The sequence below is a fragment of the Erythrobacter colymbi genome (genome assembly GCF_002155685.1).
Classification (GTDB): domain Bacteria; phylum Pseudomonadota; class Alphaproteobacteria; order Sphingomonadales; family Sphingomonadaceae; genus Erythrobacter; species Erythrobacter colymbi.
The window spans coordinates 19,308-41,658 of sequence record NZ_MUYK01000002.1 but is presented as its reverse complement, the minus strand read 5'-3'; the positions used below and the strand labels follow the sequence as shown (position 1 = coordinate 41,658).

Here is a 22,351-nt window from a genome sequence, read left to right as displayed (position 1 = left end):
AGATTTTCCGCTGAGGGGATCATCCACTACCGTTTCGGAGACTTCGTCATGGCCAGCGCGCCGCAACCGCAACTTCCGCTGTTCTACAAGGACCTTCTGCCGCTCAACAGCCGTGACCACGCTGACTGGAAGGCCGGCTCGCTCGAGAGCGCCGAGTACCTCTCGGTCACGCACGCCATTCCGCTTACCTCGGACGAGTTCGTGGACGCGCAGCGCCACTTCCCGATCGTGTTCACCGCCGGTGACAGCCCGCTGCCGATCGCGCTGTTCGGCCTCAACGAGGGTGTGAACACCTTCGTGGGCGAGGACATGAAGATCAACGAGCCGATCTATCTGCCCGCCTATGCGCGCCGCTATCCCTTCATCCTCGCCAAGCTCCAGCCGGGTAGCGAGGACATGTCGCTGTGCTTCGACCCGAGCGCCGGTCTGCTCGGCAAGTTCGAGGAAGGCCTTGAGCTGTTCGACACCGCCGGCCAGCCGACCGAGTACACCAACGGCGTGCTCGATTTCTGCCGCCGCTTCGAAGAAGCCGGGATGCGCACCAAGACCTTCATGGACGAGCTCGCGAAGCTCGACATCCTGATGGACGGCGAAATCGCGATCACGCGCAATGACATGCCCAACACCCCGTTCATCTACCGCGGCTTCCGCATGGTAGACGAGAACAAGCTGCGCGAGCTTCCGGCTGCCCAGCTCGAGGACCTGTCGAAGAACGGCATTCTGATGCTGATCTACGCGCACCTCTTCTCGCTGAACCTGATGCGCACGATCTTCGAGCGTCAGCTGGCTCAGGGCAAGGTGCCGATGACGCCGGAAGGCGCTCCGGCTCCGGCGCTGAACTGATATTGCAGCAGGGGCCGGGGCGGCGACGCTTCGGCCCTGACAGCATCGCGGACGGGCGGGCAGACCTTAAGGTCTCCCGCCCGTTCTACGTTCCGGGGCCTATTCGGCGGCCTGCCGCAGCCCCTCGCCCCCGCCGAGCAGCGCCGCTTCCGCACCCAGCTCGCGCACCAGCGCGGCAAGCATCGCGGCGATCGCGGGAAGCCCCGCCCCCGGCTCGGCAAGATGGCGGTCGAGATAGGTCGCGCGGCACACCTCGATCTGCACCGCGTGGACGCCTTTGTGCGGCGCGCCGTGACGGTCGAGCACGTAGCCGCCCGAATAGGGCCGGTTCTGTGCCGCCGGCACCCCGCGCGCTTCGAGATGGGCGAGCGCGCGACCGACCAGCACGTTGTGGCACGAGGCCCCGAAGCGGTCGCCCAGCACCACCACCGGCGCGCGCACCTCGCCCTCGCCCGGGCGCAGCGGCGGCATGGAATGGAGGTCGACCAGCAGCGCCGCGCCCCATTCGGCGCGGATGCTGGCAAGCTCTGCCGCAAGCGCGGTGTGATAGGCCTGGTGAATCCCCTCGATCCGCGCTGCAAGCTCGGCCGGGGCAAGCCGCCCGCGCCAGATCTCGCCCGAACCCGGCAGCCGCCGCGGCACCAGCCCGAGCCCGCTGCGTGCGCGGGCATTGCTGCGCTGGCCGGGCTCTGCGGGGGGAACGTCATCGGGCCGTCCGCCCTCGACCATGTCCCAGTCGATATCGTCCTCGGCGCGGTTGAGATCGAGCAGCGCGCGCGGCGCATGGGCCAGCAGCAGAGCCGCCCCCGTCTCGCGCGCGACCGCGATGCCGAGCCGGTCGGCGTAGCGATCCTCGAGCCGCAATTGCGCAGATCCAGCATCGCGCATCCGCGCGGTAACCTGCGGCGGATAGCTGCGGCCCGCGTGAGGCACCGCCACCAGCACCGGCATCCGCAGGCGCGGGGGGCGCGTGAGCGTGAAGGCGGGCGCATCCTCGAGCCCCGGCACCACGCCGCCGCTGGACGCGGTGCGCTGGGGAGGTGTGGGGCCAGGCAGGCCGTTCCGGGGAGAGCGGGAGGACGGTGACATGGGCACCCCTTGCTGACGCGTTTGCGCGGGGCTGTCAAAGCCTCATCGCAGGGTTAGCCCGCGCCTTTCCGCACCGGACAGGATGCGCCTCATCGCAGAAACAAAGATTTCTTAAGCCGGGTCTGCTAACGCCTTGCGCATGACAGCGACACGCACCCCCCGCATCCTGCTCGCCGAAGATGAAGAGGCGATGCGCGCCTATCTCGAACGGGCGTTGACCAATGCCGGCTACGAGGTGAGCGCGGTCGATCGCGGCACTGATGCCGTGCCCCTGCTCGAAACAGGCGATTACGACCTGCTGCTCTCGGACATCGTCATGCCCGAGATGGACGGGATCGAGCTCGCCCAGCGCTGCGCCGAGATTTCGCCGCGCACCAAGGTGATGTTCATCACCGGCTTTGCCGCGGTGTCCCTGCGCGCCAGCCGCGAACAGCCTGCCGCCAAGGTGCTCTCCAAGCCTTTCCACCTGCGCGATCTGGTGCTGGAGGTCGAGCGCGTGTTCGAGGAAGCGGACGCGGCGCGAATGTGAGAATTTCCGCGGCTCGAATCGCTTGCACCTTCGGAAGTGCTGCGATAAAGGGCCGCTCCGCCCCGAGACGGGGCTGGTCCGATGGTGCGGGCGTATAGCTCAGTGGTAGAGCACTATGTTGACATCGTAGGGGTCGCAAGTTCAATCCTTGCTACGCCCACCACCGGACAAAGACCAAAAGCGCCCGCCCTCACCGGCGGGCTTTTTTGTGTCCTGCACCCGCCGCAACGGCTCTTGCGTTTCATTCGCAACACCCGCGCTTGCAAGCCCTCACACCTCTGCTAAAGCCCGCGCGGGATCTATGGGCCTCGGACGGGCCCGCAACAGCTTCCTGTCGATCACACCTAGCCTCGCAAGAGACGGGGCAAGAAGGATAGGGCAACACGCATGAACAAGATCAAAGTCGCCAACCCCGTCGTCGAACTCGATGGCGACGAGATGACGCGCATCATCTGGCAGTGGATCCGCGAAAGGCTGATCCTGCCCTATCTCGATATCGACCTGAAGTATTACGACCTCTCGATCGAGAACCGTGACGCGACCGACGACCAGGTGACGGTCGATTCCGCCAACGCGATCAAGCAGTACGGCGTCGGCGTGAAGTGCGCCACCATCACCCCCGACGAGCAGCGCGTCGAGGAATTCAGCCTCAAGAAGATGTGGAAGAGCCCCAACGGCACGATCCGCAACATCCTGGGCGGCGTCGTCTTCCGCGAGCCGATCGTGATCGACAACGTGCCGCGCCTGGTGCCGGGCTGGACCGACCCGATCGTCGTCGGCCGCCATGCCTTCGGTGACCAGTACAAGGCAACCGACACGCGCATCCCGGGCCCCGGCAAGCTGCGCCTCGTGTGGGACGGCGACAACGGCGAGACAATCGACCTCGATGTGTTCGACTTCCCCTCGGCCGGCGTCGCGATGGCGATGTACAACCTCGACGATTCGATCCGCGATTTCGCCCGCGCCTCGTTCAACTACGGCCTCAACCTCGGCTGGCCGGTGTACCTCAGCACCAAGAACACCATCCTCAAGGCCTATGACGGGCGCTTCAAGGACCTGTTCCAGGAAGTGTTCGACACCGAGGGCTTCGCCGAGAAGTTCAAGGAAAAGGGCATCGTCTACGAACATCGCCTGATCGACGACATGGTCGCCTCGGCGCTGAAGTGGTCGGGCAAGTTCGTCTGGGCATGCAAGAACTACGACGGCGATGTGCAGTCCGACACCGTGGCGCAGGGCTTCGGCTCGCTCGGCCTGATGACCTCGGTGCTGATGACCCCGGATGGCAAGACCGTCGAGGCCGAAGCCGCCCACGGCACCGTCACCCGCCACTACCGCCAGCACCAGCAGGGCAAGGCGACCTCGACCAACCCGATCGCCTCGATCTTCGCCTGGACCCGCGGCCTGATGTACCGCGGCAAGTTCGACAACACGCCGGACGTGGTGAAGTTCGCCGAGACGCTCGAAAAGGTCTGCATCCAGACCGTCGAGAAGGGCTACATGACCAAGGATCTCGCGCTGCTGATCGGCCCGGGCCAGGCCTGGCAGACCACCGAGCAGTTCTTCGAGACGATCGTCCAGAACCTCGAAAAGGAAATGGCCAGCTGGGCCTGATCGCTTCGCTGCATTCCTGAAAGACCGGGCGGCCCTTGCGGCTTGCCCGGTTTTTTATTGTCCCCCGACAGGGTGACAGCCACTCCCCTGACCGTTAAGCCTTGGGCATGGCTGGCGAACTGACCCTGTCCCCCGTCCTTTCGGACGCGCTGGTGATCCTTGGCGCGGCCGGGGTCGTCATTCCTGTCTTCGCCCGCTTCCGCATCACTCCGATTATCGGGTTCATCCTGATCGGCGTGCTGGTCGGCCCTTCCGGCCTCGGCGCGCTCGCCGACGATCACCCCTGGCTCTACTACATCACCATAACCAACGTGGTGAGGCTGGTGCCATTTGCCGATTTCGGCATCGTGCTGCTGCTGTTCGCGATCGGGCTCGAACTCTCGTTCAACCGCCTGTGGGAGATGCGCAAACTGGTGTTCGGCCTCGGCGCGCTCGAGGTGCTGATCAGCGGCGGCGCGCTGGCGCTGTTCGTGGGGCTTGCCAGCGGCATGAGCTTCACCGCCGCGCTGGCGCTGGGCTTCGCGCTCGCCTTCTCCTCGACCGCGATCGTGCTGCCTATCAGCGGCACCAAGTCGCCGGTCGGGCGCGCGGCGCTGTCGATGCTGCTGTTCGAGGACATCATGATCGTCCCGATCATCTTTATCCTCGGCGCGCTGGCGCCCAATGCCGCCGATGCTGGCTGGGCGGGCATGGTCCGCACGTTGTGGCAGGGCGGTCTTGTGGTCGCAGTGCTGCTGGTGGCGGGGCGCGTCATCCTCCCCCGCCTCTTCGCCCAAGCCGCGCGCACCAAGAGCCCCGAGCTGTTCCTCTCCGCCTCGCTGCTGGTGGTGATCGGCGCGAGCCTCGCCACCGCGCTCGTCGGCCTCTCGCCCATCGTCGGCGCGCTGATCGCGGGCCTGCTGATCGCCGAGACCGAATACCACACCGAGGTCGAGCTGATCATGGAGCCGTTCAAGGGCCTTGCGCTCGGCGTGTTCCTGATCACCGTCGGCATGAGCATCAACCTCGCCGAGATCGCGGGCGAGATCGGCACCATCGCGCTTGCAGTGACCGGGGTCGTGGTGTTCAAGGCGATCGTCACCGGCGTGCTGCTGCGCCTGATGGGCGCGCGGCGGAGCACGGCGGCGGAGACCGGGCTGCTCATGGCTTCCCCGTCCGAGACCACGCTGATCGTGCTCGCCGCCGCCACCAGCGCGCTGGTGCTCGATGCGGAGACGGCGCGCTTCTGGCAGACCGTTACCGCCATCGGCCTCACCATCACACCCTTGCTGGCCAAGCTCGGCGCCATCATCGCGCGCTGGGTCGACGGGGCGAGCCACACCCCGGGCGAGGATGACAGCGACACCGCGCGGACCATCATCGTCGGCGGGGGCCGCGTCGGACGTCTGGTGGCGGACATGATGCGCACCCACGGCAAGCCCTATGTGATGATCGATTCGAACCCCGATCTGATCGCCAGCGCCAGGATCGACGGCTACCGCGCGACCTTCGGTGATGCGGCGCGCACCGACACGCTCGCACGCCTCGGGGTCGAGACGGCGCCCGCGGTGGTGCTCACGATGGACGAGCCCGTGCTCGCCCAGCGCCTCGTCACCAAGCTGCGGCAGGCCTATCCCGATCTCCTGATCGTCGCCCGCGCGCGCGATCCCGATCACGCCGCCGCGATGTATCGCGCAGGCGCCAGCCATGCCGTGCCCGAGACGCTGGAGGCCTCGCTCCAACTGTCGGAGGCGGTGCTGGTCGATATCGGCGTGGCAATGGGCCCGGTGATCGCCTCGATCCACGCCAAGCGCGACGAGTTCCGCGAACAGCTGGAACGCGACGGGGGGCTGAGCGAGAAACCGAAGCTGCGGACGTCGCGCGGTCCGGCGGGTTGAAGCGCCTAGGGAATGTTCCAGGCGATCGACACCACGAAAGAGCGCGCGTCCGGCGCGTTCTTCAGACGGAAGCTGTCAGCCGCCGCCTTGCATGTTTCATAGGCCATGCGCGCGGTATTGGTGGATTCGAACGGCCGGCATGATGCGACCCTTCCTTCGGCATCGAAGCCCAGCACAACCACGACGTTAGCCCTCAAGTCCATGCTCAATGCCGAGCGCGGATATGACATCGGCTCGTAATCGAGATCGGCGATCGACAGCCGCTGGTCGGCCGGAGGCAGCTCGATGTCCGCAAACCGCACGCGGGTGCGTTCGAGCGGATAGTTCTCGGACGTTTGGAACTCTTCGCCTTTCTCGCCGCGCCGACCTTCATGATACCAGACGGAGAGCTGGTAGGTTGCCTGTTCGTAATCGAGTGTGACCGCCGGATGGCGCCGGAAGCGTCCCGTCTTGAGCGCGTGGGCACACAGCGCCTGTGTCGCCTCGGCATATTCCTCGGGTCGATCAGGCACGCACGCGAGAGGCTTGCCCGCAGCATCGAGCGTCAGCGCCACCGTCATCCACGCATTAGGCGCAAGGTTCTCACGCAGGGGGCCAAGCACCGGATCGAGCGGGCCAAGGTCGAATTCGCCCGCACCCGTCACGTCGAACGAGTCGGGTCCGAATGTCACTTCGCCCCGGCCTTGCGCCGTCAGCGAAACGGGAAAGCACAGAGCCAGAGCCGCACCGACAGCCCGGGCTCGTGCCGCTGTCATGCGGTGAGAACAGCCTTCACAGCTGCGAGAGCCTCTGCCGCCTTGCCGCCGTCCGGCCCGCCGCCCTGCGCCATATCGGGCCGCCCGCCGCCGCCCTTGCCGCCCAGCGCTTCAACGCCAGCGCGCACCAGATCGACCGCGCTGAAGCGGCCTGTGAGGTCGTCGGTCACCGCCGCCGCGATACTCGCCTTGCCGTCATTGACCGCGATCACCGCCGCCACGCCGCTGCCCATGCGCTGCTTGGCCGCATCGAGCAGCGGGCGCAGTTCCTTGGGGTCGAGCCCTTCGAGCACCTGCCCGCTGAAGGTGACGCCCGCCACGGTCTCGTCGGCTGTGGCCGCGCCACCGCCGCTGCCGCCTCCGAGCGCGAGGGCCTTCTTGGCTTCGGCCAGCTCCTTTTCGAGCCGCTTTCTTTCATCGAGCAGCGCGGCAAGGCGTGCGGGGACTTCCTCGGGCGTGGCGCGGATCACGCTCGCGGCACTCTTCAACGCCTCTTCGCGCGCAACCAGCCACTGGCGCGCGCCCTCGCCGGTCATCGCCTCGATCCGGCGCACGCCCGAGGAGACTGCGCTTTCCGAGACAATCCGGAACACGCCGATATCGCCGGTGGCGCGCACATGGGTGCCGCCGCACAGTTCGACCGAATAGTTGCGCCCTTCCCCGCCGGCGCGGCCCATCGAAAGCACGCGGACCTCGTCGCCATACTTCTCACCGAACAGCGCGAGCGCGCCCGCGGCAACGGCATCGTCGGGGGTCATCAGGCGGGTGCTGACGGTTTCGTTGGCGCGGATCTCGGCGTTCACCTCGGCTTCGATCGCGGCGATGTCCTCAGGCGTCAGCGCGACCGGATGCGAGAAATCGAAGCGCAAGCGGTCCTCGGCGACCAGCGAACCCTTCTGCGTCACATGCCCGCCGAGGCGGTTGCGCAGCGCGGCGTGGACGAGGTGCGTCGCCGAGTGGTTGGCGCGGATGCGGTCGCGACGCTCGGTATCGACTTTGAGCTCGACCGTATCGCCCACCGCAACCGTGCCCTCGTCGATCCGCACCTGATGGGCGTGGAGGCGGCCGAGCGGCTTGGAGGTGTCGGTGACAGCCGCGCGCAGCCCGCCGAGGCTGGTGATGGTGCCCGCGTCGCCCGTCTGGCCGCCGCTTTCGCCATAGAACGGGGTCTGGTTGGTGAGGATCACGACCTCGTCACCCGCCGATGCGCTGGCGACTTCGGCGCCGCCCTTGACGATGGCGACAACCTTGCCCTCGCCGCTGGTTGAGGCGTAGCCGGTGAACTCGGTCGCGCCTTCGCGCTCGGCGATGTCGAACCACACCTCGCCCGAGGCTGCTTCGCCCGAGCCCTTCCACGCGGCGCGGGCAGCGGCCTTCTGGCGCGCCATCGCGGCGTCGAAACCGGCCTTGTCGACGCCGATGCCGCGGGTGCGCAGCGCGTCTTCGGTGAGGTCGTAGGGGAAGCCGTAGGTGTCGTAGAGGCGGAAGGCGACCTCGCCGTCGAGCTCGCCGCCTGTCGCCAGATCGCCGGTCGCTTCGTCGAGCAATTTCAGACCCTTGTCGAGCGTGCGGCGGAACTGGGTTTCCTCGCGCTCGAGCACTTCCTGAATCAGCGCCTGGCCGCGGACGAGCTCAGGATAGGCCTGGCCCATCTCGGTGACGAGCGCGGGGACGAGGCGGTGCATCAGCGGTTCGGCAGCGCCCAGCAGGTGCGCGTGGCGCATGGCGCGGCGCATGATACGCCGGAGGACATAGCCCCGGCCCTCGTTCGAAGGGAGCACGCCGTCCGCCATCAGGAAGCTGGTCGAGCGCAGGTGATCGGCGATGACCCGGTGCGAGGCGGCGTGGTCGCCCGCCGCGGCGACGGCGGTGAGGCTTTCCGAGGCCGCAATCAGCGCCTTGAAGGTGTCGGTGTCGTAATTGTCGTGGACGCCCTGGAGCACGGCGGCGACGCGCTCGATCCCCATGCCGGTGTCGATCGAGGGCTTGGGCAGGTCGATCCGGGTGCCGCCCGCCTGCTGCTCGTATTGCATGAACACGAGGTTCCAGATCTCGACGAAGCGGTCGCCGTCCTCATCGGGGCTGCCGGGAGGACCGCCGAAGATGTGGTCGCCGTGGTCGTAGAAGATTTCCGAGCAGGGGCCGCAGGGGCCGGTGTCGCCCATCGACCAGAAATTGTCCGACGTTGGAATGCGGATGATCCGCTCCTCGGGAAGGCCTGCGATTTTCCTCCACAGGCCGGCTGCTTCGTCGTCTGTATGATATACGGTAACCGTGAGCCGGTCCTTGGGCAGGCCCCATTCCTTCGTCAGGAGGGTCCAGGCATGCTCGATCGCCTGCTCCTTGAAGTAGTCGCCGAAGGAAAAATTCCCAAGCATTTCAAAGAACGTGTGGTGGCGCGCGGTGTATCCGACGTTGTCGAGATCATTGTGCTTGCCGCCGGCGCGGACGCATTTCTGCGAGGAGGCGGCGCGCGGGCTTGTCGGGGTTTCGAGGCCAGTGAAGACGTTCTTGAACGGCACCATCCCGGCGTTGACGAACATCAGCGTCGGATCGTTGTAGGGAACGAGCGGCGCGCTCGGCGTGGCGGCGTGACCATTCCTACTGAAATAGTCGAGGAAGGAGCGGCGGATGTCGTTCGTCGAGGTCATGGCGGTGCAGTTAGGCAAAGCGCGGGGATTTCGCAATGGAGCGCGCAAAAAGGGCGTTCCGGCCGGGGTCTGGAGGGGGTCTAGGAGGGGTCTGGAGGGGGTCTAACGCGATCTGGCGCCATGCTGACAGGGGTCTGGCGGCGCCTGAAAAACGAAAGGCCGGCCTCGCGCTCTGGGGAGAAGCGCAAGACCGGCGTTCCGCGTGTCCGGGCGTGTTTGGGGACAGCCGGGGCAAGGAGCGGGACACTCCTGCCGCCGGCGAGGCGCCCGCTTGGGGTCAGTCTTCCGAGTCCGCGTCCGGGCCCGTCATCATTTCCCCGGCGACCTGATCGGTGCGGCTGCGGATCGCAGCTTCCAAACGGTCGCAAACTTCCGGATTCTCCTTGAGGTAGGTCTTGGCGTTCTCACGCCCCTGCCCGATGCGGATCGAATCGTAGGAGAACCAGCTCCCCGACTTCTCCACCAGGCCGGCCTTCACCCCGAGATCGAGAATCTCGCCGATCTTGGAGATGCCCTCGCCATACATGATGTCGAATTCGACCTGCTTGAACGGCGGCGCCACCTTGTTCTTCACCACCTTCACGCGGGTGGTGTTGCCGGTGATCTCGTCACGCTCCTTGATCTGGCCGGTGCGACGGATGTCGAGCCGGACCGAAGCGTAGAACTTGAGCGCGTTGCCGCCGGTGGTGGTTTCCGGGTTGCCGTACATCACCCCGATCTTCATGCGCAGCTGGTTGATGAAGATCACCATGCAGCGCGAGCGGCTGATCGAACCGGTCAGCTTGCGCAGCGATTGCGACATCAGGCGGGCCTGAAGGCCGACGTGGCTGTCGCCCATCTCGCCTTCGATTTCCGCGCGCGGCACCAGCGCCGCGACCGAATCGACCACCAGCACGTCGATCGCGTTCGAGCGCACCAGCGTGTCGGTGATTTCGAGCGCCTGCTCGCCGGTATCGGGCTGCGAGACGATCAGTTCATCGATGTCGACGCCGAGCTTCTTGGCATAGACCGGATCGAGCGCGTGTTCGGCATCGACGAAGGCCGCGGTGCCGCCCGCCTTCTGCGCTTCGGCGATGACATGCAGCGCCAGCGTGGTCTTGCCCGAGCTTTCCGGACCATAGACCTCGATCACGCGGCCGCGCGGCAGGCCGCCGATGCCGAGTGCGATGTCCAGTCCCAGCGATCCGGTCGAAATGGCTTCGACCTGCATCGCTTCCTTCGAGCCCAGCTTCATTGCCGAACCCTTGCCGAATGCACGATCGATCTGTGCGAGCGCGGCTTCCAGAGCCTTCTGACGGTCCACGGCCTTCTTGTCCTCTTCGACCAATTTCAATTGGGTAGCCATCGCACGCGCTCCTTCGCTTGCCTAGGGGAGGAAAGCAGTTTTCCGCCGCCTGTTGGAGCGTATGTATCGCGTTTGTTCTCATGGAACAAGTAGGGAACGAAAATTTTTTGCGCGCCGGCTACGCGTCTTTCCCTACCGCGCGGTCGCGTCGCGCAGCTTCCAGTCTAAGTTCTTTTCGCTGTTGGCCGGAAGCGTCAGCTCGACCGTTTGCCAGCCGTTCTTCACCACCACCTTCTGGCCCGGGAAGCGGATGTCCAAGCGCCCCGCCCAGCCGAGTTGCAGGCGCATGGTCACCGGGTGCGGATTGGCGTTGGTGAGGCTTGCGCGCATCGCGGTCCACTTGCGCCCCTCGGCTTGGCCCTTCTCGCTCAGCGAGGCGCAGCGCGCGAAGACCTGCGTGCTCGAAGCCAGATCGAGCTCGACATCCTGCCCGCTCGCGTAATCGCGCAAGGAAGTGCTGCCCGCCACCCGCTCGCCGCGCGGGCTTGGCTCGTAGTGCGTCAGCCCGCCTTGCGGCAGAGCGATGCCGAGGCCCTTCTTCTCCTCGTTCTTCGTCACCAGCAGCATGTCGGCGGGCGCGGGATTGCTGCCATCGCCGATCCAGTTGCCCGGGTTGCAGCGCGCCTGATAGAGCAGCCGCGCCTTGACCGCATCCTTGTTGAGGAAGGCGACCTGCTTCATCCCCTTGGCCGCAACATCGACCCGGCCCGGTACGCGGAACAGCTTGAGATCGCCGAGGTTCTCCTCGCTCGCAGTGATGGCGGTCACGGCGAGCGGCACGGCCATGTCGTATCCCTTCATCCGCTCGGCGGTGACGATGATCGGGGCGGCGGATGCATACATGGGCGGCGGCGGCGGAGCCGCAGGCGGCGGAATGGGCTCCAGCATGGGAATGCCCCCGTTCGATGTGCTGCCCAGCGGATAGCAGGTCAGATAGAGCGGCGCTGCCACCGGCGGATCGGCAAGCCCCTCGTAATCGCTCTCGACATTGAGCCGGCCCGCGATAATCTGGAGCCGCGCCTTGTCGAAGCTCTGGCCGTTGTCGTTGACGAGGGTGAGCCAGCTCAACAGGCCCATCTCGAACTCGTCGCCCTCGGCCTTGGCGCCCGCTTCCCTGAGCGTGCCGACATAATTCGCCTGCCAGTCGAAGCCCCAGGCGAGGTAGGTGAGGGTCAAGTCGAAGGTGCCGCCCTCGTCCGAACGGGTGTCGACCGAGAATACCGGCGCGGACGACAGCCCGGCGGGGACGCGGTCGAAGGTGAGAGTTTCGGGCAGGCCCGAACAGCGCACCGCCTCGAAGCCCTGCGACGTCTGGAGCACGAGACCGCCGTCGGCGCGGGTGCGGACCACGGCGCTCTCGCTCGCCTGCTGGCCGGTCGCGGGATTGGTGCGGGTGATCGTCACCCGGTTGCCGAGCGTCCCGTCAACCAGCGCAGCGGGCGAAAGCAGCGCGGCGTTGCGGTTCTTCTCGATCGTGCCGCCGGGAAGGCCGGTGACGATGGCGGAGACGCCGATCATGCCCTCGGCCACGCCTTCGAAGCGGATGGTCGATTCGCCCCGGGGCAGCGTCACGCGGCGCGTCTCGGAGATCATCGCGAGGCCGCGCGGATTGCTGCGCTCAAGCTTTTCGTCCGAAGCGCGGTCGGGATCGCGGTAGATCGTGACCGCAATGTCCGAGGGCGCGGCGGCGTCGACCACCTCGCGCGCGGCAAGCGGCGCGGCGAGGATGGTGGCGAGGGTTGCTGCGAGCAATGCCCACTTCCTCCCCTCCCTTGAGGGAGGGGGCGGGGGTGGGTGTGCGGCGGTAGTCACTGGCGTCGAGCCCCCACCCCCAGCCCCTCCCCGCGGGGAGGGGAGTTTCAAAGCCGTGCTGAAATGCAGGCGCACAGCCGGCGCCCTCAGTAGCGGGTTTCGTAGGTGACGCGGACCACCCGTTCGCCCTGCGCAGGGACGGGGATGGTGTAGCGGCGCTGGTCCTCGTTGATCTGGACGCCCTTCACGTCCTCGGCGGTGACGCGGAAATCGTCCGCCCACCAGCTGCGGAACAGGCCCGACTGGGTGAGCTCGACATCGACCGGCGCAGCCTTGGCGTTGGTGAGCGTGTAGCGCATGGTGGTGCGGTAATAGGTCTTGGGCCGCTCGAGCGTGATGGTGCGGGTCCTGGAGCCATCGGTGACGCGGTAGCGGGCGCTCTTTTCCCATTCATCGGAGGTGATGACTTCGCGCTTCTCGACCTCGGCCTTGATGGTGATGTCGAAGGCATCGCCCGTCACCAGCGAGAGGTCGCTGCCCATCGGGGTGTGGCCGATGCCCTTCTCGCCGATGAACTGCGGCGTGCCCTCGCGGTCGCGCTGGTAGAAGCGCACGGTGCCGGCCGGGAGCGCGTCGCCGAGGCCCTGGTCGCGCGAGGTCGAGAAGGCGATGCGGCTCTCGACATTGCGGGGCTGCTGGTCGTTCTGCTGGAAGTAGGCGCTGGCGGCGTAGATCTTGCGGGCGGGCACGGACTGGACGTCGAGGAAGCTCACCTGCTTGGTCTGGGCATTGGCGACCGTGGTGCGCCCTTGAATCGGGTAGAGGTAGAAATCGCCCAGCCGCTCGCGGTCCGAGGCCTCGGTGCCCGCGCGGGTCATGCCGCGCTGGCTGTAGCCGCCGTTGAAGTTGCCGTTGTTGGGATTGCCTGCGACCAGCACGGTGTTGGCGTTGCGGAAGGTGGTGCCGGTATCGTTGGTGAGCGTCACCCAGCCCTGCATGTCGATCGTGCCCGCCGCCTCGTTGTAGAGCGCGACATAGTCCGCGCTCCAGCCCAGCCCGTTGGTGAGGTAGCGCAGGTTGACCGGGCGGGTGCCGGCGCGGGTCGATTCGAGATTGACCGACAGGGTCGGCCGCGCGCGCAGGCCCGGCGGCACGCGGTCGAAGATCACGCGGACGGGCAGGCCATCGTCGCGCAGCACCTCGATCCTCTCGCCGATCTGGATCACGGTGCCGCCCGCGACCGAGAGCACCTTGGCCCGCTCGCGCATCTCGGCGCCGGTTGCGGGGTTGGTGCGCAGCAGGGTGACGGTCTGGCCGATCGCCTTTTCCATCAGCTTTTCGGGGGTGAGCAGGTCGTAGTCGAAATTCTGCTCGATGATCGTGGTGTTCGCCGCCGCGAAGCTCAGCGTCTCGGGCTGGATCTGGGCGGAGACATCGGGGAACTCGATGCGCGACTGGCCCTGCGCGATGGCGATCTGGCGCACGTCCTGCACCAGCGCAAGATTGCTGTTGTAGATGGTGAGGCTGACATCGCCCTGCGCGTTGGCATCGGGATCGGGCACGCCCTGCGCGAGCACGCCGGTCGCCAGCAGCGCGGCCAGCGAGATGCCGCAGCCGGCGGTGATTGCGCGATTGATCATCATGTCCCCTCCACTCGTGTTGTCGGCACAGATGAACGATCCGGCCGCTTTATCCAAGGTGAACGGCGCGGAATTACCGGTGAATTTCGAGGGGCCGCTGATGGCACCCGCGCATTGATCGCAGCCCGCTTCGGGTCTACCCCTCGCGCCGGGACGCAAGGCTGACCGGATCACCGGAAACCTGGAGAGGGACAGGATGGGCAAGCTTTCAACCTCCGCGCTGGCGGCGGCACTTCTGCTGGCGGGCGCTGCCACATCGGCATTGGGGCAATCCGCACCCCGGCGGATGATCGGCACGCTCGAAGTTGCTGAGTTATGCGCGGCGGTCGACGTCCAGACGATCGAGCTCGAGCCGGTGCACGATAGCGTCGCCTATCAATTCCAGAACATGCTGTTCAAAGCCGCCGGGGTGCAAGCCGCCGATGATCAGGAGGCGATCAACCGCAAGATGCGGGCCTTTTTCAACGCGCATATGCCCGAGCTGCTATGCGCCAACGGGTTCTTCACGCCGAAGAACGGCAACATCCTCAAATATGCCGTCCGCAATGGCGGCGGCAATCCGTTGCTCGACGATGTCCTGGCAAACTGGAAGCCCGATCTCGATCAGGTCGATGCGGCCGACGGCTTCACCGTGCTCGATTTCATCGAGCAGAAGATGGACACCTACAAGCCGGACAAATACCGGCGGCGCGCCTTCGAGGCCGACTACGCCCGGTTCCGCAAGGCCGGAGCGCGGCACCGCTACGAACTCGCCGCGGCGGGCAAGCCTCTACCGCCGGTCGAGAGTGTCGCCAGCGTGCTCGGCAAGCTCGAGACCAAGGCCGGTACCGGGGATTTCTATTCGGCGATCCGCCTCGCCACGATCTACCGCAGCGGGCGGATTCTCAACGGGCCGATGCCGCCCGATCCGGCGAAGATGCGGCTGTGGCTGGAGCGCGCCGCCGCCCTCGCCACGGCCAGCCGTGACGTTTCGGATTCGCACTGGCTGGGAATGTTCTACGGCGAACTCAAGGAGCGCGACGCCGAATTGCGCTGGTATGCCAAGGCGGTCGAATTCGGCATGCCGCCGCCCAAGTCGATGATCCCCAAAGGCTGGTGGGAATCGAATTTCGAGCTCGGAAAGGCCTATGCCCAGGGCGACGGCGTACCCCGTGATCTCGAGCGCGCGCAATGGCACCTCGAGCGGGCGCGGGAGAGCGCTTGGGCCCCGGGAGACAGCGCGATCCCCGTCTCGCAGCGCTGGATGGGCTATCTCGCGGAGCTGCGCGGCGATATCGACAAGGCGGCGCGCTGGTATCGCACCGCGCGCTACGCCTTTGCCACCAAGGACGACCCGCCGAGCCTCGCCAAGGGCATCGAACCGTGGCTCGCGGCCAAGGGCCTGCCCAAGTGCGGGATCAACAGCGACGGCAACAAGGACTGCTGAGCGCCGTCCTCACGCCCCTGCCTCGACCCGCGCCTCGCGCAGCACCGCGCCGACCTTGTCGCCGATCGAGGCGACGCTGAAGGGCTTGGCGATGAAGTGCATGTCGGGAATGTCGATGTCACGGCGCAGCTGTTCCTCGGCATAGCCCGACATGAACAGCACCGGCATCTTGGGCAGCTTGGCGCGGATCGCGCGGACCATCGCCGGGCCGTCCATCCCGGGCATCACCACGTCGCTGACCACGATATCGAAGCTCGCCGAGCCTTCGAGGATCGCGGCGAGGCCCTCCTCGCCATTGGCGCAGGCGGTGACTTCGTAGCCCGCGCGGGTGAGCGCGCGTTCGGCGACGGTGCGGACCATGTCCTCGTCCTCGACCAGCAGCACCTTGCCGCCCGCCGACCAGTCCGACGAGACCAGCGGCGCGGCCTCGCGCTTCCGGGGCATCTCGCCGCGGTGGACGGGGAAATAGACCGTGAAGCGCGCGCCCACGGGGTGTCCGGTCTTGTCGGTGATGTTGTCGGCGAAGATGAAGCCGCCCGATTGCTTGACGATCCCGTAGGCGGTCGAGAGGCCAAGGCCGGTGCCCTTGCCCTGCTCCTTCGTCGTGAAGAACGGCTCGAACAGCTTGGGCAGCACATGGGGCGGAATGCCGCCGCCCGTATCTTGCACGATCAGCACGGTGTAATCGGCCGCGGGCAGCACTTCCGAGCCGAGCTGGATCACCTGCTTGGCGTGGAGCGTGCGGGTGAACAGCGAGATCCGCCCCTGCCCGTTCCCGCGCGACTGGATCGCATCGCGCGCGTTGACCGCAAGGTTCATGATGACCTGCTCGAGCTGCTGCGGGTCGGCGCGCACCGGGCCAAGGTTCCGGTCGTGCTGGACGTAATAGGTGATCTTCTCGCCCAGCAGCCGCTTGATCAGCGGGCTCACTTCGCTGACCACATCGGGCAGCTGGATGATCTCGGGCCGCAGGGTCTGCTGGCGCGAGAAGGCGAGCAGCTGGCGGGTCAGCGAGGCGGCGCGGTTGGAATTGGCGCGGATCTGCTGGATGTCGTCATAGTCGCTGTCGCCCGGGATATGGCGCAGCAGCATGAGGTCGCAGGTGCCGATGATCGCGGTCAGTACGTTGTTGAAATCGTGCGCGACCCCGCCCGCAAGCTGGCCGACCGCCTGCATCTTGGTCGCCTGCGCGACCTGACGGCGCAGCTGGTTTTCCTGACTGGTGTCGGCAAGGCTGAGCAACACCGCCGCCTCGCCCAGCCCCCGCACCCCTGCAAGCCCGAGGCTGACCGGCTCCTCGGGGCTGGAGACCAGCCGGACGGCGACATCGCCGCTGGTGGACGGCCCGCGCCCGTGGCGGCGCACGGCGTCCGACAGGGCGGCCTTGTCCTCGCGCACCACAAGATCGGTCGGGAAGGCCGGCAGCCCGCGCCCCTCGCGGCCCACGCTGCGCAGGAAGGCCTCGTTGCCGAACAGGAAGCGCCCGTCACGGTCGGTCATGGCAAGGCCGAGCGGCAGTTGCGCGAGCAGCGCGTCGAGCTGGGCGACGCCCGCCTGCCCGGCACCTTCGAACCCGCCGCCGATGCCCACGCCGCTGTCGATCAGCAGCATCAGCGAGGTCGCCTCGTCGGGCCCGGCAGGCGTCACCCGCTCCTCGGGATCGACGAGGGGAATGTCGACGAGGGTCTGCGGCGTCCCGCCCCGGCCCTCGCGCGCGAAAAAGATGCGGTCGCGCTCGTCGGAACGCAGGAAGCTGACGAAGTCCTGCCCGACAAGGCTCGCGCGCTCGTCCCCCGCCGCGCGTTCGGCAAAGCCGGCGCTGACCGCGCGGATCACGCCGTCGGCGGTGGTGACCGCGGTTTCGATCCCCGCGCGGCTCAGCATCTTGCCGAAGGGTCCGGCGAGGTCGAGCGAGCCAAGATCGGCGCCGCGCGCGCGGGCGACGGGCTTCAGCCGCCAGATCAGGTGATCATCGCCCCGCCCGGCGCGGGTGGCGGAAATCTGCCAGCGGGTCTCGTCGCTCGCCTCGATCTCCTCGAGCGCGGCCGAGCCGTCGCGCCAGGCATTGCGCGCGAGCAGCGTCACCGCTTCGAGCCCCGGACGGTCGAGCGGCAGCGCGGGGGGCGCTGCCCCGGGGCCGAAGCTGTCGAGGAAGAACAGGTTGGCGCAAACCATGCGGTTGGCGCGGTCGGTGATCGCGATTGCCTCGCCCGCACGCTCGATCGCGGCGACGGTGACGCTCCAGTCGGCGGCGGCAGGGCCTTCGACAGCGGGGGCCTCGCGCATCCGGTCGAGCAGCACCACCCCGCCAAGCAGCACGCCCGAGGCAAGGAAGAAGGCGAGCGCCACCAGCCAGCTGCCGGTCGCGGCGAACAGCACCGCAGCGCTCAGCACCAGCGCGCCGCCGATGGCGGCAAGGAGGTTGGCAGGGGGCATCCCCGCATCCTCGGCACGGTCCTCGGCGGTGGTCAGGCTGTGCGAATCGGTGCCGGTGCGGCGGGACAAGACGGGCAAGCTCCTCTGGCGCGGTGCGGATGCGCTGCGGCTCCGCGAAAGCCCGCTTCCTACTGTGCGCCGAGCCGCTGGTCGAGCCGCGCTTCCATCGCCTTCAACCGTCTGGCGCGTTTGCGGGACACAACGGCGCGCCACACCCAGCCCGACAGGACATAGCCGATCACAGGGGTGACGAAGGACAGCACCAGATAGCCGACCAGCGTGGCCCCGGCGACTTCATAGGCATCCGCGAACCACGCCCATGCGCCGGTGCTGGCGGCCTTGGCGCTTACGACCGCGGGTGCAGTCGCGCCGAAATGCAGCACGAAATCGCCGACCTTGTAGGCAATCGCCGCCCAGAAGGGCAGCGTGAAGGGGTTGGTGACGAAGGTCACCAACGCGGCGAGCGGCACGTTGGCGCGCACCGGCAGGGCGAGGAAAGTCGAGATCAGGATCTGCCCCAGAGGGAAGATGAAGGCCGCAAACAGCCCAAGCGCCACGCCGCGCGGCACCGAGCGGCGGGTGAAGCGCCACAGCTCGGGCGAAAGCACGCGGTGCGCGACCGGCGCGAGGAAGCGGTTCTGCGCCATCTCCTCGCGCGTGGGGGTGTTCTTGCGGATGAGGTCCATCGCCCAGGTCTTGGAGCGACGGCCGAGACCGGGCTTGCGGGGCTCGGGCGCGCTCATGCCCGCGCCTCTTCGGCACGCTGGCAAGCGAAGGAATCGCAGGAGATCGGGAAAGCCACCATGACGCGTGCCCATATGGGTAGCATGACAGTGCTGACTAGGTGGTGAATCGGAACCTCGTGCGATTTTTCGACCAGCGCCGTCAGCCGCGCTCGCGCATCACGATCGTTCTCTGAGGATTCTGGCCTTGTCGCGCTTCCAGTCGCGTTCCTTGATGCTGGCGCGCTTGTCGTGGGTCTGCTTGCCCTTGGCGAGCGCGAGTTCGACCTTCGCCCGGCCGGTGCGGTTGAAGTAGATCGACAGCGGCACCAGCGTCATGCCCTTGCGCTCGACCGCGCCGAACAGCCGCTCGATCTCGCGCTCGTGGAGCAGCAGCTTCCTCGGTCGGCGCGGTTCGTGGTTGAGGCGGTTACCGTGCGAATATTCGGGGATGTTCGCGTTGACCAGCCACACCTGCCCGTCGCGCACCTCGGCATAGGACTCCGCGATCGACGCCTCGCCCGCCCGCAGCGCCTTCACTTCGGTGCCCTGCAAGGCAAGGCCCGCCTCGTAGGTGTCCTCGACATAGTAATCGAACCGCGCGCGGCGGTTCTCGGCGACGATCTTGAGCTTGTCGAAGGTGACGGGTTTGGGGCGTGCCATAAGGGGCGGCGATGTAGTGGCTGGGGGCGCAAAAAGCGAGGGGCTTTGCGCTTTGGGGCGGCGGGGCGTAGCGTGGCGGCGGACGGAACACGCAAAGCAGGGGCCATGACCACAGCGCAAGCCTTCATCATTGCGGGGCAGAGCATCGCCCCCGGCACTTCGAGCGACGTCGCCTTCCCGATCACGACGATGGCGACGGGCACCACCTCCTCGCTGGCGGTGCGGGTGCTCCACGGGGCGCGGCCTGGCCCGGCGGTGTTCGTCAGCGCCGCGATCCACGGCGACGAGATTATCGGCACTGCGGTGATCCAGCGCCTCGCGCAGGAGCTGCGCCCCGAAAGCCTGGCGGGCACAGTGCTGCTGGTGCCGGTCGCCAATATCTTCGGCTTCATCACCCACAGCCGCTACCTCCCCGACCGGCGCGACCTGAACCGCAGCTTCCCGGGGAGTGCGGGCGGATCGCTCGCAGGCCAGCTCGCCCACATCTTCTACCGCGAGGTGGTGGCGCGCTGTTCGCTGGGCATCGACATCCACTCGGCCGCGATCCATCGCTACAACCTCCCCCAGATACGCATCGCCGCGGGCAACCGCCGGCTGGTAGAGCTGGCGATGGCCTTCGGCGCCCCGGTCATCATCGAGAGCCCGTTGCGCGACGGCTCCCTGCGCGATCAGGCGCAGAAGCACGGGGTCGACATGCTGCTGATGGAGGCGGGCGAGGCGCTGCGCTTCGACCGGCTGTCGATCGAGACCGGCGTCGAGGGCGTCACCCGCGTGCTCGCCCATCTCGGCATGGTCGAGGCGGACGACGGCCTCAGCGCGGTGGGCATCCCGGCGCGCGCCAACCGCTCGGTGTGGGTGAGAAGCCCGCGCGGCGGCGTGATGCAGGCGGTGCGCGCCTCGGGCGATCCGGTGCGGCAGGGCGAGGTGCTCGCCCGCGTCGCCGGCCTGTTCGGGGAGGACGCCGAGGAGCTCGTCAGTCCGGTCGACGGCATCGTCATCGGCCACGCTACGCTCCCCGTGGTCCACCAGGGCGACGCGCTGTTCCACATCGCCGCGATCGACCACCCCGAACAGGTCGGCCGCCAGATCGATTCGATCACCGAAGCGATCCTCGCCAGCGAACCGCAGGGCAGCGCGCAGGGGATGCTCGACGAGGACGAGGTGGTTTAGTCACCGGCCTGCTTGTCCTCTGGCGATGGCGCAGGCGGCAAAAGCTTTGTTCTTTGGCCCTCGGCATGGGCACGATCCGCGAAATAACCGAGTATCGTCCTGATGGACGCCTCCGACCTTTCCGATTGTGCATCTGCCAGTTCCGACAGGCCCGGACGAAGCTTGACGCTATATCCGCCCAACTCATCGACCAGTTCAATGATGCTCTCGCCGTGGACCATAATGATCTCCCCAGATGAGGTAAGCGGGTTTCCGAATGGCTTTTCGTGGACGATGTCGTCGGGGTCGTTCGCCTTCATGATCTGAATGAGGTAATCGCAGTCCCGCCCGCTCAGCGGCATTTCCCAGATGCCAACCTCCTCGTCAGTTGCAGAGCTCCAGAGTCGGATGAACCGCGCGGTGCCGTCGATGGCGATATCGTTCCATGACTGGCGCGGGTCTGCGCGGAAGTGACACAACACAGTCCGGACGACCGCAGGGCTACCGTAGGCGACGAGCACCTCGCGAACTGCGATGAATTTCGTAGCGCCCTTGGGTGGTTCGTACTTGGCCAGCGAGGGTTCGGGAACGCGCTCCAAAAGCGGCTGAAGGAGATGCTCGACCTTAAGCCAATCATATTCGCAGTCGAAGGCCAGTTCGTCTGAAACCGCCTCCGCCTCGATTCTTTTCCGCACATCATCGGCAAGCGGCGGCTCGGGCGCGTCGCAGGTCAGCGGCTCGGGCTGCCATGCATCGCGGATCGCCTTGATATCCGCCAAATAGGCCGCATCGGTGCCTGCATCCTCATCCGCGTCAACGGATTCCTGCGCAGAAGCGGGTAGCGCAGCAAACACCCAGATCGCCGCAAGGGCAAAGAGGCGAACCGGACGGCGCAACGCTACGTGAGCACCCCCGCGCTCACCAGCGCCTCGTCCACCGCCTTCTTGGCCTCGTCCGAGCACTCCACCAGCGGCAGGCGCACCTCGGGCTCGATCCAGTCGTGGACGCGCGAGAGCGCATATTTCACCGGCGCGGGGCTCGCGTCGGAGAACATCGCGTAGTGGAGCGGGAACAGGCGGTCGTTCAGCTGCCGCGCCTTCTTCAGCTCGTTGGCGGCGATAGCTTCGTGGAATTCGGCGCACAGCTTGGGCGCGACGTTCGCCGTCACCGAAATGCACCCGCGCCCGCCCGCGGCCGCGTGGGGCAGCCACAGCTCGTCATTGCCCGACAATTGGCAGAACTCGCGGCCGATCCCCATGCGGTGATCGGCGACGCGGCTGAGGTCGCCGCTCGCGTCCTTGATGGCGATGATCCGGTCGGGATACTTGCGCACCAGCTCGACCACGGTGTCGTCGAGAATGTCGGTCACCGTGCGCCCGGGCACGTTGTAGAGCACGATCGGCAGGTCGCAGTTTTCGGCCAAGTAGCTGAAATGGGCGATCAGCCCGCGCTGGCTCGGGCGGTTGTAATAGGGCGCGACGCACAGCCCTGCCGCAGCGCCCGCCTTCTTGGCGAAGGTCATGTGGAGCTGCGCGTTACGGGTGTCGTTGGATCCGCAGCCCGCGATCACCGGCACGCGGCCCGCCGCCTGCTCGATGCACACCTCGATCACGCGGTGATGCTCGGCGTTGGAGAGGGTCGAGGCCTCGCCCGTGGTGCCGCAGGGGACGAGCGCGGCAGAGCCGTTCTCGATCTGCCAGTCGACCAGCCGCCGGAAAGCCGCCTCGTCGAACGCTCCGCCGCGAAAAGGAGTCACCAGAGCGGGAATGGAACCGCTGAACATTGCCTTTGTCCTGCTTTCATCGCTAGGGATCGCAGCAAGGGGCCTCTCCCCTCACCCTTCCCACCGTTCAGCGCCTGATA

17 protein-coding genes and 1 tRNA gene are annotated in these 22,351 nt (G+C 67.0%); 7 read left to right on the top strand and 11 right to left on the bottom strand.

Features of this window, described 5'->3' with window-relative positions:
* Positions 1-48: 48 nt before the first annotated feature.
* On the top strand, positions 49-843 hold the full coding sequence (locus BZF57_RS03465) for a SapC family protein (RefSeq protein WP_086734716.1): 795 nt from the start codon (positions 49-51) through the stop codon (positions 841-843).
* Between the two features lie 99 nt (positions 844-942).
* On the opposite strand, the gene BZF57_RS03460 is transcribed toward BZF57_RS03465, so the two are convergent.
* On the bottom strand, positions 943-1,932 hold the full coding sequence (locus tag BZF57_RS03460; RefSeq protein WP_169712926.1) for an N-formylglutamate amidohydrolase: 990 nt from the start codon (positions 1,930-1,932) through the stop codon (positions 943-945).
* 139 nt (positions 1,933-2,071) lie between these two features.
* On the opposite strand from BZF57_RS03460, the gene cpdR reads away from it, so the two are divergent.
* The 4 genes from cpdR to BZF57_RS03440 all read left to right on the top strand — a co-directional run bounded on the left by cpdR (position 2,072) and on the right by BZF57_RS03440 (position 5,949).
* Complete coding sequence (gene cpdR, locus BZF57_RS03455) at positions 2,072-2,461, top strand: cell cycle two-component system response regulator CpdR (RefSeq protein ID WP_086734714.1); 390 nt, start codon at positions 2,072-2,074, stop codon at positions 2,459-2,461.
* Positions 2,462-2,549: 88 nt separating this feature from the next.
* Positions 2,550-2,624 (top strand) — tRNA-Val (locus BZF57_RS03450).
* Between the two features lie 224 nt (positions 2,625-2,848).
* Positions 2,849-4,072, top strand: coding sequence for an NADP-dependent isocitrate dehydrogenase (locus BZF57_RS03445; RefSeq protein ID WP_086734712.1), 1,224 nt, complete (start codon positions 2,849-2,851; stop codon positions 4,070-4,072).
* Between the two features lie 107 nt (positions 4,073-4,179).
* Entirely contained in the window at positions 4,180-5,949 is a 1,770-nt protein-coding gene (locus BZF57_RS03440) for a cation:proton antiporter domain-containing protein (RefSeq protein WP_086734710.1), read from the top strand.
* Positions 5,950-5,954: 5 nt separating this feature from the next.
* On the opposite strand, the gene BZF57_RS03435 is transcribed toward BZF57_RS03440, so the two are convergent.
* From BZF57_RS03435 to BZF57_RS03415, 5 genes are all read right to left on the bottom strand, one after another.
* Positions 5,955-6,620 (bottom strand): hypothetical protein, encoded by a 666-nt coding sequence (locus BZF57_RS03435; protein WP_086734708.1) that lies wholly within the window; start codon positions 6,618-6,620, stop codon positions 5,955-5,957.
* A gap of 80 nt (positions 6,621-6,700) precedes the next feature.
* On the bottom strand, positions 6,701-9,355 hold the full coding sequence (gene alaS, locus BZF57_RS03430) for an alanine--tRNA ligase (RefSeq protein ID WP_086734706.1): 2,655 nt from the start codon (positions 9,353-9,355) through the stop codon (positions 6,701-6,703).
* Between the two features lie 277 nt (positions 9,356-9,632).
* Positions 9,633-10,700 carry a recombinase RecA gene (gene recA, locus BZF57_RS03425; protein WP_086734704.1) on the bottom strand — a complete coding sequence of 356 codons (1,068 nt, stop codon included), beginning with the start codon at positions 10,698-10,700 and terminating at the stop codon, positions 9,633-9,635.
* 132 nt (positions 10,701-10,832) lie between these two features.
* Positions 10,833-12,452 carry a DUF4139 domain-containing protein gene (locus tag BZF57_RS03420; RefSeq protein ID WP_086734702.1) on the bottom strand — a complete coding sequence of 540 codons (1,620 nt, stop codon included), beginning with the start codon at positions 12,450-12,452 and terminating at the stop codon, positions 10,833-10,835.
* 146 nt (positions 12,453-12,598) lie between these two features.
* Positions 12,599-14,092, bottom strand: coding sequence for a DUF4139 domain-containing protein (locus BZF57_RS03415; protein WP_206073206.1), 1,494 nt, complete (start codon positions 14,090-14,092; stop codon positions 12,599-12,601).
* A 196-nt stretch (positions 14,093-14,288) separates the two neighbouring features.
* Here BZF57_RS03415 and BZF57_RS03410 point away from each other — a divergent pair, with 196 nt between their 5' ends.
* Positions 14,289-15,518, top strand: coding sequence for a tetratricopeptide repeat protein (locus BZF57_RS03410; RefSeq protein WP_086734700.1), 1,230 nt, complete (start codon positions 14,289-14,291; stop codon positions 15,516-15,518).
* Between the two features lie 9 nt (positions 15,519-15,527).
* Here the strand turns inward: BZF57_RS03410 and BZF57_RS03405 are convergent, their stop codons facing one another.
* The 3 genes from BZF57_RS03405 to smpB all read right to left on the bottom strand — a co-directional run bounded on the left by BZF57_RS03405 (position 15,528) and on the right by smpB (position 19,339).
* Positions 15,528-17,954, bottom strand: a complete 2,427-nt coding sequence (locus BZF57_RS03405) for a hybrid sensor histidine kinase/response regulator (protein WP_086735907.1) — start codon at positions 17,952-17,954, stop codon at positions 15,528-15,530.
* Between the two features lie 128 nt (positions 17,955-18,082).
* Positions 18,083-18,697 carry a DUF2062 domain-containing protein gene (locus BZF57_RS03400; protein ID WP_420810153.1) on the bottom strand — a complete coding sequence of 205 codons (615 nt, stop codon included), beginning with the start codon at positions 18,695-18,697 and terminating at the stop codon, positions 18,083-18,085.
* A gap of 159 nt (positions 18,698-18,856) precedes the next feature.
* Positions 18,857-19,339, bottom strand: a complete 483-nt coding sequence (gene smpB, locus BZF57_RS03395) for an SsrA-binding protein SmpB (RefSeq protein ID WP_086734698.1) — start codon at positions 19,337-19,339, stop codon at positions 18,857-18,859.
* A gap of 105 nt (positions 19,340-19,444) precedes the next feature.
* Between smpB and BZF57_RS03390 the strand changes: the two genes are divergently transcribed.
* On the top strand, positions 19,445-20,509 hold the full coding sequence (locus tag BZF57_RS03390) for a succinylglutamate desuccinylase/aspartoacylase family protein (RefSeq protein WP_086734696.1): 1,065 nt from the start codon (positions 19,445-19,447) through the stop codon (positions 20,507-20,509).
* Here the strand turns inward: BZF57_RS03390 and BZF57_RS03385 are convergent.
* Both BZF57_RS03385 and dapA read right to left on the bottom strand, forming a co-directional pair.
* Positions 20,506-21,384 carry a hypothetical protein gene (locus BZF57_RS03385; protein WP_086734694.1) on the bottom strand — a complete coding sequence of 293 codons (879 nt, stop codon included), beginning with the start codon at positions 21,382-21,384 and terminating at the stop codon, positions 20,506-20,508. The two genes, BZF57_RS03390 and BZF57_RS03385, sit on opposite strands and share 4 nt — an antisense overlap.
* A gap of 2 nt (positions 21,385-21,386) precedes the next feature.
* Complete coding sequence (dapA, locus tag BZF57_RS03380) at positions 21,387-22,271, bottom strand: 4-hydroxy-tetrahydrodipicolinate synthase (protein ID WP_086734692.1); 885 nt, start codon at positions 22,269-22,271, stop codon at positions 21,387-21,389.
* Positions 22,272-22,351: the final 80 nt, after the last annotated feature.